This window comes from Rhodohalobacter sp. 614A (assembly GCF_021462415.1).
Classification (GTDB): domain Bacteria; phylum Bacteroidota; class Rhodothermia; order Balneolales; family Balneolaceae; genus Rhodohalobacter.
This window is the reverse complement of the sequence record NZ_JAKEDS010000003.1, coordinates 559,249-573,746: the sequence shown is the minus strand read 5'-3', so window position 1 is coordinate 573,746 and position 14,498 is coordinate 559,249. Positions and strand designations below refer to the sequence as shown.

The 14,498-nt window shown below is 43.5% G+C and carries 7 protein-coding genes; 4 read left to right on the top strand and 3 right to left on the bottom strand.

What is annotated here, in order from left to right; translation table 11 throughout:
* The first annotated feature begins 86 nt into the window (after positions 1-86).
* The 4 genes from L0B18_RS16330 to L0B18_RS16315 all read left to right on the top strand — a co-directional run bounded on the left by L0B18_RS16330 (position 87) and on the right by L0B18_RS16315 (position 10,837).
* Positions 87-4,208, top strand: a complete 4,122-nt coding sequence (locus L0B18_RS16330; protein WP_234572873.1) for a M14 family metallopeptidase — start codon at positions 87-89, stop codon at positions 4,206-4,208.
* A gap of 32 nt (positions 4,209-4,240) precedes the next feature.
* Positions 4,241-5,521 (top strand): DUF2891 family protein, encoded by a 1,281-nt coding sequence (locus L0B18_RS16325; protein WP_234572872.1) that lies wholly within the window; start codon positions 4,241-4,243, stop codon positions 5,519-5,521.
* A gap of 181 nt (positions 5,522-5,702) precedes the next feature.
* A complete protein-coding gene (locus L0B18_RS16320; protein WP_234572871.1) occupies positions 5,703-9,542 on the top strand; it encodes a hydantoinase B/oxoprolinase family protein in 3,840 nt (1,279 codons plus the stop codon).
* Positions 9,539-10,837 (top strand): NRAMP family divalent metal transporter, encoded by a 1,299-nt coding sequence (locus tag L0B18_RS16315; RefSeq protein ID WP_234572870.1) that lies wholly within the window; start codon positions 9,539-9,541, stop codon positions 10,835-10,837. The genes L0B18_RS16320 and L0B18_RS16315 overlap by 4 nt, the downstream gene beginning before the upstream one ends.
* A gap of 27 nt (positions 10,838-10,864) precedes the next feature.
* On the opposite strand, the gene L0B18_RS16310 is transcribed toward L0B18_RS16315, so the two are convergent.
* From L0B18_RS16310 to L0B18_RS16300, 3 genes are all read right to left on the bottom strand, one after another.
* On the bottom strand, positions 10,865-11,548 hold the full coding sequence (locus tag L0B18_RS16310; RefSeq protein ID WP_234572869.1) for a sulfotransferase family 2 domain-containing protein: 684 nt from the start codon (positions 11,546-11,548) through the stop codon (positions 10,865-10,867).
* Between the two features lie 156 nt (positions 11,549-11,704).
* Positions 11,705-12,706, bottom strand: coding sequence for an NADH-quinone oxidoreductase subunit NuoH (gene nuoH, locus L0B18_RS16305; RefSeq protein ID WP_234572868.1), 1,002 nt, complete (start codon positions 12,704-12,706; stop codon positions 11,705-11,707).
* 58 nt (positions 12,707-12,764) lie between these two features.
* Entirely contained in the window at positions 12,765-14,498 is a 1,734-nt protein-coding gene (locus L0B18_RS16300; protein ID WP_234572867.1) for a molybdopterin-dependent oxidoreductase, read from the bottom strand.

Here is a 14,498-nt window from a genome sequence, read left to right as displayed (position 1 = left end):
AGTTAAGACCTCATAACTCCTAACACTGGTGTGTGGATCATCACTTGATCCACACACCAATTTTTCTGAACGGTAAAACAATACTTATGAATAAACTTTCTCTGGTTTTAATATCTGTCATAACATTTTTAACACATTTTGGGACTGCTTTTGCAACTCAAAACACGTCTGATTTATCCGGTATTTTTTCTCCCGGATATATGTTGTTTGATACCACATCCGATTCATTGATTGATAAGGTTAATGGTAAACTCATTTTGCCCGATAAACCCACGGAAGCCCAGATTATTGCGGCATCAAATATAGCCGCCCGCATCGGTTTTGAAACGACTGCCATGGATTTGGATTTGGTACGTTTCCAAAACGGATATTCTGCAAAAGAAGGGGAAATTGCTATTTGGATCGATCCGGATGCAAACAGCACTTCACTTGCACCGGGGCAGGGATTTATTCAACTGAAAGATTCTGACCTGTCTGTTAAAGGTTACGACGCAACGGGATTGTTGGCAGCATCGAACTACCTGAGTGGAATGTATCCTGCGGTTGATGGAAACTCGAATTATGATTTGGAAGGATTTAAGAAAAAAATCCTCACCCTGCTCGGAGACAAGGAGATAGAGTTTGAAGATATCCTGTTTGATAAAATGATTGTGAGCAGTGGAAAAAAAGGAATTACCAAAATGTTTGCCACCATTACCGGCAGCGGGGATATTTTTGAGGAGGAGTATCAATTATCATCGGATGAAAGGACAGAGTGGAAACAGAAATTATTGGGAAGCGGTATTTATCAGCTCGAACTGAACTTTCAGGATGCGAATATTCTCACCTTCCAATCGGATAGCACCCAACCCCAGAGCGAAGGAAATGGTGGTGATCATTCATCTTCCGCTTCTGCATTTTTTGATATTTCTGAATTCTATACCATCAGCGGAATTTATACAGATACCAATAAAGACAAAGTTCCGGATGACAGCCGCTCTTACATTGCCTACGCGGGAACGGAGAGTCCGGTGGAGTTCATAAACTTTGCTGCCCGTGCAGGATTTGAAACAGCCGGATTAAAACTTCCATTCGTATTTCCGGCCAATGAAATGGATACATTTGGCTCTCAGGGATTTCCGGTATTGGTGGGTGTGACAGACCGAATTAAGGGAAAACTGGCCGATGACGATTCACTGACATCCAGCGAAAATGGGCGGATTGAAATCCGTGAAGAAATGTTCGGAGAAGAAACCAACGGACTCATTATTACAGGAAGCGATGAGATACAATTAAGTGCCGCTCTAACCTATATGACGCATCATCTGCCTTATGTGTGGGATTTTGGAAAAGGAAATGTGACACTGGAAGAAGTTCAAACCGAAGCGAGACGATTTTTCCAGGGAATTTCAGGCGCCGGACAAGTAGCTAACGGTATTGAAAAACTGGATACATGGCTTTCGCGTCTTGAAGGAAAAGAACTTGAAAATCTCGATATAGAACTGGCAGCCAAAGAAATTCCGGAGGGTTTAGATTCCTTTATTTCTCAGCGTGTTCAGAATCAGGTTACTGTAAACCAGGTTGATGTGGAAACCTATAAAACAGGGTTTGGAGTTGATGAACCGATCTTCTCGGAAGAGATTACAATTCCATGGGAAGTGAATGATTTTTGGGAGATGTTTAACGCAGACGTGCTGCCGAACATCACAGAAAATTCAAAAGGATCGATTGTTCTTAGGGTTAGTGAATCACCTGAAATACGGGAGCAGATCAAAGAACAGATTTATGACAAACTCAATGAAAAGAGTGTTTCCGAAGAGGATATAGATGTGCAGGTTTTGAATGCCTACAAACAGGGATTCAGTTGGATTGAAAATGTCGTGATTCCTCAGCTCAAGGACGAAAAAGTGGATTCCATCAATATTCAGTATAAACATTTGCGGGATTCCGAAGAGATCAAATGGCAGACATCTGCTTCCAAAACGCGATGGTTACAGGAAATTTACCCGATAGACACTTTCCTGGAAAATGAGCTTGATATTTCCAGTGTTGATGTCTCATTCACACCGGTCTATTCACCCGATCACACCTATACATTTGAAGCCTTCGACAAAAAAGGGGAGACTGTTTTTTCTGACGTATTCGACCCCAAATATGTTATTCGTCCCTATTTCGATCTGTTTCCGGAGTACGATTCTCTTCGCGTAACTACAGGCTGGTTGACGGCAGAAATTGACGGTGAAAAGATTGCTGATGACCGAATCAAAACCGATTTGGAACGATTCTGGGACCATATGCAAACCGACACTTATCAAAAAGTGCTGGATTATGTGATGGATATTCAGGATGGAAAACCTGATCCCGATCTCGCTCCTTATTTCGATGAATTGAAATTTGAAATCACACTCAGTGAACCGGACTACAGACTTGGAATTCTTGAAGAGCAGATTTCTTCTCTTGAGGCACTTCATGAAGATATTTACTTCGAAACGATCCTGTTTTTTGATTTGATTGGAAACCGTTACGGTGTAGGTGATCTGAGTTATCCCGGAAGAATTTTACCGTATATCATGCCGTCCGAAGACGGAAAGCCTGGGCATGCAAAAATATATTTTACAGGTAAAAAGAAAGGCCGTCCCGAAGTAGTTCTTCGTTACAAAGAGAAAGATCATGAAACGAAGGAATTATATTATGAACTTCCGAATATTCAAGTTGAAGAACCCGCGCTTACCGGTTTGGAAATTGGTGCTGATGAAGAGATTGCAAACCTGATTTTTGAGCTGGATGTAGACAAGGAGGAAAATCCATATGAAGAGCTAAAAGCAAGAGGTTCAGAATCTTATATAGACAATGTATTTATTTCTTCGGAGCGCCTGACGGGGATATTGAATGCTCATGAAAAACTCCGGGAGAATAATTTATTTAGTTCTTCACTAAGCGTTGAAGGCATTAAAAATATCACATTCCGGTTTGCTCTTGAAGACAGTACCGGCTGGATTTCTGAGAAAACGCTGACTCAAACGAGTGAAGCTCAGCCGATTGTTCGAAGTGCTCCATACGATGAAAACTTCGAATATTCAGGACAGAATCTTGTGCAGTGGGACACGCCCATTCCTCCCGCAGAAACGAATGAGATTCTCTCGAAATTAAACACGTTTGATAACATCCAGGTCTATTATGCAGCAACATCCCTTTTGGGCGAAAAAGTATACGTGATGGATCTGCTGCCTCCGACGGAATCCAGGTATATTTCGCAGGCTAAATTGAATGCGATGAAACCGACGCTGTTTATTTCCGGTCGGCAGCATGCCAACGAATTTTCAAGTACAAGCCATATTCTGAAGCTTGCGGAAAAAGCAGCGACCGATCCTGAATACAGTAAATATTTAAACAAAGTGAATTTGGTGCTCCATCCCATCACCAATCCGGATGGCGCCAATCTTGCTGTGGATCTAAATAAAATCAACCCGTACCACATGCATCATGCCGGATATCTTGGGCCGCTTGCTGTGGATATTACCCGTGATCAAAACAATCTGGATCCACGTTACGAGGTAGCAAAAGTTCGTCGCGAAGTACAGGAAGAATGGCTGCCGGATGTGTATATCAACATGCATGGATATCCGCCGCACGAATGGGTCCAATATTTTGCCGGATATAGCGCGTGGATGAGCAGCCGTGATCGAGGTCCGAGGTCCAACAACTACTGGATCCCACGAGGATATTTTCTGACAGGATTCAGCTGGTACGATCATGAAGATTTTTCTTCCAGTAAAGATCTCTCGTTTGCTTTGTTGGATTCCATTTCGGCTCACGTGGATGCCGTTCCCGAAATGAGAAAAGTGAATCTTGAAATGCAGACCCGTTATAAAAAATATCGTTCGCAGGAAGATGCCTATGGCGAATTTTATATGAATGATATCTGGGTGAATGCGCCTTTGAAAGGAATTGAAAATACAGGAGACGGGTACCGCGATCCGAGAATCACCTATTTTTCACTGGTATCGGAAGCTCCGGATGAACCGGCCGCTGGAGAATGGATGCAGATGAATGCCGCTGCCGGAGTTGCCCACAGTACCGGCGCTCTTCAATATTTGTACAATGGAAAGTTTGATACAACAACCACATCCAAAAGTGTGGGCGACCGATTCCTCAGAAGTAAATACAGAGTAAAACCTGTACTTCCGGATTCTTTATATGAGAAATACCATTCCGAGGTGGAAGAGTAACAGTCCTTTTTCAGCAATTAACATATTTGAAGATGAAATACTTACAAAATATTCTCCTGCTAGCAGCTCTGTTTGTTTTTTATTCCTGTAATAATTCAGATCAACCGGGAACAGAGACGGATTCTGTTACTGCTCCCGATAGTGTACTGACATTTACCGGAAGTGATAGGGAGAAAATTCAACAAGTGATGGATCAAATACCCGTTTCGGAAACTCCTGAACTGGATTTGGTAACCGCCGTTTCGTTGGCCGCTCTTCCTCTTTCTTGTATTGACCGTCCTCAGACGAAATCGAATTACCAGGGATATCTGTATGAACGCACCGAACAGCTTAAGCCGGCTTTTGAAGATTCGCTATCGTTTTATGGATGTTTTGACTGGCATTCGGCCGTGAATTCTACCTGGACAATGGTACGCACTTACAAGCAATTTCCGGAAATGGCCGTCGGCGGTCTTATTGAAGAAAAACTGGATAATCATCTCTCAGAATCCAGTTTAGAAGGTGAATTACACTTTTTCAAAGAGATCGCCCGTGGCGGATTTGAACGTCCGTATGGCTGGGCCTGGTACATGTTTCTGTACGATGAAATTTTCGATTGGGATCATGAAAAAGCCGATGAGTGGTCAGGAGCAATGAAACCTCTTGTGGAATACTTTTCAGAAAACATGGTTTCCTACCTGGAAAGACTGGACTATCCGATACGGGTTGGAACGCACAGCAACACAGCATTTTCTTTGAAGATGATGCATGATTATGCAGTTAATGCCAATGGCGAACCACTTTTGGAAGCTATAGATAAACATTCACGGCGGTTTTTCATGGATGATGTCCAATGCCCGGCATCGTATGAACCTTCTGGATCAGATTTTCTATCGCCCTGCCTTGCCGAAGCTGTCTTGATGAGTTCTGTTTTGCCTCAACAAGAATTTTATGACTGGTTTAACTCTTTTATGCCTGCTCCATATTCTGAAGGGTTTCGTTCTCTGCGAACCGTTCCGGAAATTATGTTTGAAAAGGAAAGTCCTTCAGACGAAGAAAATGGAGAGAACGAGGACGGTGAAGATACTGAAGAAGAAAATGACCTGATGGGAGCGAAATCGCATCTGGTTGGCCTGGCATTTTACCGGGCCGGTGCGTTCAATCAAATTGCCAGTGTTTTGCCGGAGAATGATCCCCGGAAAGAGCTGTATATAAAATTAGCAAACTACCATGCTGAGGAAGGATTCAACTCTTTATATAAAACAGATTATTTGGGAACACATTGGTTGGGTACGTATGCGATTTATTATCTCGCTACCACCGAAAACCAGTAGATTTATGACCTGTTCTTACTATGTTGATCATGTTGAAAGGATATGATCCCAGGCAGAGGTCGTATTCCCGAAGGAAAGAAGGAATCTGAACATGTACGTTGATCATCAGGCAGATTATTTAAAAATGCGCCCACAGCAGAACTATTACCATTAATGCCACCAAATTTTTACAATAAGCAGTATGAGTACAGACGATAAACGATGGAATATTTGGGTTGATACGGGAGGTACATTTACCGATTGTATCGCCATCACTCCGGAAGGACAGAAAATCAGAACAAAAGTCCTCAGTAATAGTTCATTGCGGGGCTCCATTGAGCAGGTACTTTCTCCGGATACATTTCTGATTTCACAGGATTGGTCGGCTCCTTTAAACTTTGTGAAAGGGTTTACTTTTCGGTTACTCAACAAAGCCTGTGATGACATGACAGTGATTCATTTTGATCCTGAGGAATCACTGCTGAAAGTAAATTCTCCCCTGCCAGATGATATTCCGTGGGAAGGTGTGGGGTTTGAGGTGATTACCAAAGAGGAAGCGCCCATTTTAGCGGCACGTTTGGTAACTGGCACCTTATTGGATGAAAATCTGCCTCCGATGAACATGCGCTTGGCAACTACCCGCGGGACAAACGCCTTGTTAGAACGGAATGGTTCACCTACGGCTTTGTTCATCACAAAGGGATTTAAAGATTTGTTAGAGATTGGTACGCAACAACGGCCGGATCTTTTTTCTTTGAATATCGAAAAACCACAGTCTTTATATGCTTATACCATTGAAGTGCCTGAGCGGATGGATGCTAATGGCGAGGTATTAACCCAATTAGATTTGGGCGCAATGGAGGAAGCTGTGGACGATCTTTTGCGAAAAGGAGTGAAATCCATTTCCGTAGCATTGATGAACAGCTATAAAAATCCGGATCATGAGAAGGAACTGAAAAACTGGTTATCCCAAAAAGGATTTGAATACATCTCGCTATCGAGTGAGCTGAGCCGTTTCATCAAAATATTGCCACGTGCAGAAACTACGCTGGTTAATGCCTATCTCGATCCGATCATCAGGGAATATATTTCGTCGGTAAAATCATGCCTCACAGACGGAAATTTATTTGTGATGACCAGCGCCGGCGGATTGGTGAGTGATCAAAGATTCTATCCCAAAGACAGTTTATTAAGTGGACCGGCAGGTGGTGTTGTGGGCGCATCTACGGTGGGCAAACAGGCCGGTTTCTCCGATATTATTTCGTTTGATATGGGAGGAACCAGCACGGACGTAGCCCGTTACGGCGGCGATTATGAATATGCATTTGAGCATAAAGTAGGGGATGCCCATTTGGTCGCTCCTGCACTGTCCATAGAAACCGTGGCTGCAGGTGGCGGTTCTGTTTGTTCGTTTGATGGATATACGCTCAGTGTTGGCCCGGAAAGTGCAGGGGCCTATCCCGGACCGGCGTGTTACGGTGCCGGTGGACCGCTGACCATTACGGATGTCAATTTACTTTTGGGACGTTTAGCACCCGAAAATTTCGGAATCCCAATTTCCATTCAGGATGCCAAAAATCAGTTAGACCAGATTGTGGCGAAGGTCAGTGAAGCAGAGGCTAAAGAAGTTGATCCCAAAGTTGTATTAGAGGGATTTTTAAGTATCGCCAATGAACGCATGGCGGATGCCATCAAAAAAATATCGTTGAGAAAAGGGTATAATCCACAGGACTACGCATTGGTTTCGTTTGGTGGAGCGGGAAGTCAACATTGTTGTGCGATTGCAGACCGGCTTGAGATGAAAAATATTGTGGTCCCGATTGAAGCCGGTGTTTTGAGTGCGCATGGCCTGGGTCATGCTGTGGTGGAACGTTTCGCTGAAAAACAATTGCTTCAGCCGCTGGAAGAAACAGAATCAGAATTGGAAAAACTGTTCTCTGATTTGGAAGAGCAGGCCGTTCAGGAATTGAAAGAGCAAAATATTAAGAATGATGAAATCTTTATCAGAAGGCGAATTGTTTTTTTGAGAGTTGAAGGCCAGGAATCCACTCTTTCCGTTGAATATGATAAAGATGAAAAGGTCGAAGATCTGTTTTATGGACTTTACCAGGAACGGTACGGCCATTGGATTGATGGATTATCTATCGAGGTGGAATCACTACGTGTTGTTGCCTCAACACAGGTAACCATTGAAAATCCGGATGAGCCGCCCTCAACATCCAAACTTCTTGCGGTTCAGTCGAAAGATATTTGGTTTAACGGTGAAAAGATTGAAACCGAGTTATTCGACCGTGCCCAGCTTCGTCCAGGACATCTGATTTCAGGACCTGCATTGGTTTTAGATCCGCTAAGTACGATTGTTATTGAACCGGGTTGGGAAGCCAAAGTGGATATGAACTTAACTCTGAAACTCGAAAAAAGTGAGGAGTCATCAAGTTTGATTTCTTTCTCTCAACCGGAAGCGATTAAGCTTGAACTTTTTACCAATCGGTTTACGTCCATTGCGGAGGAGATGGGAGAAATGCTTCAGCGAACAGCCCTCTCCGTAAATGTAAAAGAGAGACTTGATTTTTCCTGTGCACTGCTGAATGAAAAAGGCGAATTAGTGGTAAATGCTCCTCACATTCCGGTTCATCTCGGTGCAATTGGAATGTGCGTACGGAGCATCAAAGAACATATGAAAATAGAACCGGGCGATGTAATAGTCACCAATCATCCGGCTTACGGAGGGGCTCATTTGCCGGATGTAACGGTTATTACACCCGTTTTTGTAGATGAAGATCAATTGATCGGATACGCTGCCAGTCGGGCTCATCATTCCGAAATAGGAGGGACAAGACCGGGCTCTATGCCTCCGGATGCAACAAATCTGGCGCAGGAAGGCGTAACCATTTCCCCCATGTATTTGGTGAAAAACGGTGACCCGAAATGGGAAGACATTCGTAACGTGTTGCTTGGCGGCAGATATCCCACCAGAAATGTTGAAGAGAATATTGCAGATCTGCGTGCCGCTGTAGCTGCAAACCGAAGGGGCGTTCAGTCTTTGGAAAACCTTGTGGATTTGTATGGCTCGGATGAAGTTCGTCATTACATGAATGAACTCAAAGAGCACGCATCTTCCATGTCGAAAAGTATGCTGCGGGAAATTGAAAATAACGTCTATAAAAGCACGGAATATTTAGATGATGGAACCCCATTGGTTGCAACACTGACTGTGAAAGATGAACATGTTTCGATTGATTTTACAGGAACCGGTGATGTCCATCCGAATAACCTGAATGCCACCCCAGCTATTGTAAATAGTGTGGTGATGTATGTGTTGAGAATGTTGATCTCCAAACCGATTCCGTTAAACGAAGGACTCCTCGATCCTGTAACCATCCATCTACCGACCTGTTTATTAAATCCTGTTTTTGATGAAGATCCGGCCAAATGTCCGGCGGTTGTAGGAGGAAATATTGAAATCAGTCAGCGGTTGGTTGATACACTTCTGAAACCGTTCAACCGTGCGGCGTGCAGCCAGGGGACCATGAACAATATTCTGTTTGGAAACGACAATTTTGGATACTACGAAACGGTTGGCGGCGGAACCGGCGCGGGGCCGGATTTCGAAGGTTGCCATGCCGTACACCAGCATATGACGAATACCCGCGGAACTGATCCCGAAGTTTTTGAATATCGTTACCCGGTTCGTCTGGATTTATATCAGGTAAGAAAAGATTCCGGTGGAAAAGGACAGCATACCGGTGGAGATGGAATTGTTCGAGAAATGACCTTTTTGGAACCGGTAAGTTTGTCGGTGTTAACACAACACCGCAAAGAAGGTCCGTATGGATTAAAAGACGGTGAACCGGGAAAAACAGGCCATCAATGGGTGGTTAGACAAAGTGGCGAGAAAGAAGAATTATCTTCTGTGGATGGAAGACAACTTGCAGCAGGCGACCGCTTTATCCTGCACACTCCGGGCGGCGGAGGTTACGGATCTCTGGAAACGGAACCCGCTATTCAAAAAAATCCAAAGGCTAAAGAAGCTACAGTATGAAGCATCGGTTATTGAATATCCTGTTTTGGTCGGTGTTGTCAGCCGCTTTTATTGGTCCTGGGACGGTCACAACGGCGGCATCTGCGGGTGCCGGTTTCGGATACAGTCTTATCTGGGCACTTGTATTTTCAACCTTTGCCTGCGTGGTTTTACAGGAAGCAAGTGCAAGACTAACGATCGTTTCAGGAAAGAATTTAGGCCAGGTTTTAAAAACTTTTTTTAGTGATTCTTCGGTTGGGAAAGTGCTGATTTTGCTGGTGCCTTTTTCAATCATTTTTGGGTGCGCAGCCTACGAAACCGGAAATATTCTGGGAGGAATTTCTGGCATTCTGCTCATTTTTGATAATGCCGCTATTTGGGGTACACTCTTAATGGGCGGCGGCGCCGCATTGCTGTTATGGTTCGGCTCTACGGAAGTTATCGCCCAGGTAATGGGTGGAATTGTTGCCTTGATGGGCCTTTGTTTTTTATCCACGGCTTTTATTATTGGCCCGGAATGGGGCACAGTTCTTCAACGAAGTTTTGTTCCGGAGCTTCCTCCAGGATCGGAACTGATTGTACTGGGCCTGATAGGAACCACCGTTGTGCCATATAATATTTTTTTGGGATCGGGATTATCACACAATCAAACCCTGAAAGAGATGCGTGTGAGCTTAACGCTGGCCATTGTTTTGGGAGGAATAATATCTATTGCCGTTCTGATTGTAAGTACAAATATTACCGGAGCATTCTCATTCGAACGCCTCGCTCAAACACTGTCAGATGAACTGGGAAGCTGGGCCGGAGTTTTCTTTGCTTTTGGTTTGATGGCGGCTGGATTCAGTTCTTCTTTAACCGCTCCGCTTGCTGCATCCATCACCGCAAAAAGTATTTGGGGTGGGGGAAATAAAAAATGGGAAGCCAAAGGTATGTACTACCGCCTGATATGGATAGGCGTCATTTGTATCGGTACGCTTTTTGGAATTCTACAGGTACAACCGATTCCAGCCATTATTTTAGCACAGGCTTTAAATGGAATTGTGTTGCCATTGATTGCCATCTTTCTGTTTTTGATGGTGAACAATGCCAAATTGCTGGGAAAACAGATCAACTCAAAACCCTACAATTGGGCGATGGGAATCGTTGTTTTTATCACATTGGTGATCGGCGTTACGAATGTCCTCAAAGCAATATCCCGACTGTTTTATCCGGATTTGGTAAATGAAGGATTAACGCTTGTTCTTTCCATTGCCATCGCCATTTTGATCATCTGGCCGCTCATCAAAATGATTAAACGGTTAAGAAAAACAGATTAAAGGAATAACTGAATTTACATCCCGGACCTATTTGTCATATCCAAAATATTCAAAGTCCTTATGTAGGATTTCTGATACTATCTTTTTGGTTTCCGGGGTAAAATAGTGGTCAATATCGGCTAACCTGTTACTTTTATTTTTTTGAACCTGGGAGAATTCAAATTCAATTTCACGGCCTGAATCCAATAATTTTTGATTCAGGTTTTCGATGATAGTTTTCATGTCCCGTTCGAAATGTTCGGTATGTCCGATAAAATCAACCTTGCAATCCGAAATGAAATTATATTGAAGAAGGGGAGAGATATTTTCTTTTTCCCAGTCAGAGTCTTTTAAAATTGTCCAATGGTGAGGCATGCCTTCGCGGATCCATTCTTCAAAAGAGAGAGAGGTATAAGGTTCCAAATTCCGCCCTTTGTGATATTCATACCACGAGATTGTCCGGTCGTACGGGTCTCTCACAAAACAGAATACAAACAGGTTTTCAAAATTGTAATTCTTTTGGAGGACCGAACCTCTTTCATGTTTCCTGTTAATGATAATATCATCGTATTTCCTGTCAGATAGTTTATTCAGTTTCAGGAGATTTTTTACGGTATACGTTCCATTTTTTGGGATGGAAATAAAAACTCCGATACAATTTTTATCGGCATTTGCAGAAGGGGTAAAAAAGTCTGCAAACTTTTTAAAAAGTGGTTTCTTAAGTAAGGGCATGGATTGAATATCGCAGGGGTTGAAAATCCTTTACAAAACGATTGTTAAGATAAAAAAATAAATATTCCGGCATATAAAGAATCATACGTCTTTCATCAAAAATGAGTGAACTGCAAACGTATGATTGAGGTGAGGTTTTTGGTGAAGCGACCTGGATTAGTTGACGATAAAGTATAATATCGCCGCAATCACGAAAAAGTTGATAATGCTAATCGGCAACAACCGTGACCATCCCAATTTCATGACCTGGTTGTATTTGAATCTTGGGATTGTCCAGCGGACCCAGATAAAGAGGAAGACAAAGAATACGGTTTTAGCCGTAAATACACTCACATCCAGAATTGCTTTCCAGAAATCGGGCATTTCGGGCAGCCAGTAACCGGCAAAGGGAAGGTGATAGGCTCCGAAGAAAAAGGTAGTCATCAGCATGGAGTTAATCACTACATGCATATACTCCGCCAGGAAAAACATGCCGAATTTCATGGAGCTGTACTCCGTATGGAATCCGCCGACAAGTTCCTGCTCGGCTTCCACCAAATCAAACGGCGTTCGGTTACTTTCAGCAAAAGCCGAAATAATAAAAATGATCGCACCGATTGGGTTCAGAAATACAAACCACCAGGTTTCCTGGTAAGCGGCAATATCAACAACCCGGAGAGATCCTACAAAGATTACAACAGAGGCCACGGCCATTCCCAGCGGAAGTTCGTAACTAATCATTTGGGCAGCGGCACGCAATCCACCGAGAAGCGAATATTTACTGTTGGATGCCCATCCTCCGAGCGTAACACCATATACGCCTAATGAGGCGACAGCAAGCAGGTAGAGTACACTGGCATTTATATTGGTGGCATAAAGTCCTTCACCAAAAGGAAGAACGGCTACCGTCATAAGAGCGGTAACAACCGGGATCATAGGAGCAAAGGTATGGATCACTTTGTTGCCCTCTGCTGGAGTTACATCCTCCTTCAAAAGAAGTTTTACAACATCGGCCAGTGGTTGAAAGAGTCCGAGCGGCCCCACCCGGTTTGGTCCCACACGATTCTGAATAAATGCTGCGACTCTTCGCTCAGCATAAACTGCAAGTGCTGCTGAATTCAACAACATAAACAGTGCCGTAAACAACACAATGAAAGACGTTGTGGTAACTTCTGCCATAGTTAGTCTTGTTAAAGTCATCCGAAGTTATACTCAGAATGACTGATTCATTATATTTCTAAGCTTTTGTTTTCTTCTTTCCTTCAACCGAAAGCTGAATGCCTCCGTTATCATCCATCGCCGGATAACTGACACCGGAGAAAGCTTCATTTAATTCTGAAATTTCCTCCATGATTTCACGTCCGGAGTTAAATGATACATTCAATCCGCTGTGTTCGGCGACCTGCGCCATGAACTTCCAGACCGGCAAACAGTCGATTTTATTCTCCTCGCTTCGCCAGTTATCAAAATTGGTGCCGTACCGGTCCGTTCTGCCTTCAGACATTTCAAAATCAATCCGGCGGTTGGTATACTTTGTTTCTTTTGCAGGAAGTGTTCGTTGAATGCGTCCGTCCAGATTTACATAGCTGGCTGCGTGTTCGGCAATACAGGTAATCGGTATCACCAAGTTGGCTGCTTTGGTTGTTTTGGTATGATTGGTTCCGAGAACGATTACAAATTTACCCTCAAAATCTTCTTTGGACAGAATTCCCCGATCCATCAGGTGATCACTCAGAATAATGACCAAGTCGGCATTTTTGACTGATTTTCTGATTGATTTTTCATCCTCTTCTTTAAAATCGAGAAGTTTACAACCGTTTGTATTCGGCGCCCGATCATCCGTAATCAGAAAGTCATCTCCCCGTCCTTCTTCAATATCAGGTGTAAAAACGGGCGGGTTGATTCCAAGAAGATTCGCGTATTTGCCAAAAACATAATTCTCCTCAACAGACGCGTGTGGACTTCCGATCATCAAAATTTTCTTATTATCGGTTTCTGCAATTTGCTCTGAGAAAGTCGCAATCGCGTTATTCCAGGATGATAAAATCTGTTCGCCATCCAATTTCTGAACGGGCCTCGAAACTCTGTTTTCATTGAAAAGCTTGTACACATCACGCGCTTCATCTGGAATCCAGTGATCATTTACATGCTCGTTATGCCGTGGTGTGATTCTCAAGATCAAATTGTCGCGCGTCCAGAGATCAATATTTGAACCTTTTCCATTTGTGATATCGAGACTTGGCGTTTGATTCATTTCCCAAACCCGTGCTTTGAATCGAAAGTCTGATGATGTAAGTGCTCCCACCGGACAGATATCGATGGTATTCATGGAATATGGGTCGTCAAACGTTTCGCCGGGAGCTGTGGCCGGGTAGTTTTTATCGCCTCGTGAGGTGATTGTCAATTGATGAGTCTCGCTGATTTCCTGTGTAAACCGGGTGCATCGCGTACAGTTGATACAGCGTTCGGCATCCAGCGTGACTCTCGGGCCAAGTTGAACACGTTTTGGTTTATGAATTTTTTTGACCTCGAAGCGGCTTCCTTCAGGTCCGTATTTGTAGGTTTGAATCTGAAGCGGACACTCTCCGGCCTGGTCACAAATCGGGCAATCCAGCGGGTGATTTATTAATATAAATTCAAGATTATCTTTTTGAGCCCGTTTTACCAGATCATCTGTTTCCTGGGTATGAACCACCATATCGTCAGTCATTTTCAGATTGCATGATGTCTGAAGTTTTGGAAACCAGCGGATCTGTTTTTCGCCATTATCATCCAACTCATACTTATCCGTTTCTTTGTCTTTCACATACTGACCGACTTTTACCATACACTGGCGGCAGTTCGCCGGAATCGACATCGCCGGATGGTAGCAAAAGAACGGCACTTCCTTTCCGAGATCCTGGATAAACTGAAGCAGCATTTTATCTCCTTCAAATTCGTATGTCTGTCCGTCAATAACTATTTCAGGCAT

Coding starts and splice junctions, on each gene's coding strand:
- L0B18_RS16330 (WP_234572873.1), top strand. CDS start 87: ATGAATAAACTTTCTCTGGTTTTAATATCTGTCATAACATTTTTAACA.
- L0B18_RS16325 (WP_234572872.1), top strand. CDS start 4,241: ATGAAATACTTACAAAATATTCTCCTGCTAGCAGCTCTGTTTGTTTTT.
- L0B18_RS16320 (WP_234572871.1), top strand. CDS start 5,703: ATGAGTACAGACGATAAACGATGGAATATTTGGGTTGATACGGGAGGT.
- L0B18_RS16315 (WP_234572870.1), top strand. CDS start 9,539: ATGAAGCATCGGTTATTGAATATCCTGTTTTGGTCGGTGTTGTCAGCC.
- L0B18_RS16310 (WP_234572869.1), bottom strand. CDS start 11,548: ATGCCCTTACTTAAGAAACCACTTTTTAAAAAGTTTGCAGACTTTTTT.
- nuoH (WP_234572868.1), bottom strand. CDS start 12,706: ATGGCAGAAGTTACCACAACGTCTTTCATTGTGTTGTTTACGGCACTG.
- L0B18_RS16300 (WP_234572867.1), bottom strand. CDS start 14,498: ATGCCTGAAATAGTTATTGACGGACAGACATACGAATTTGAAGGAGAT.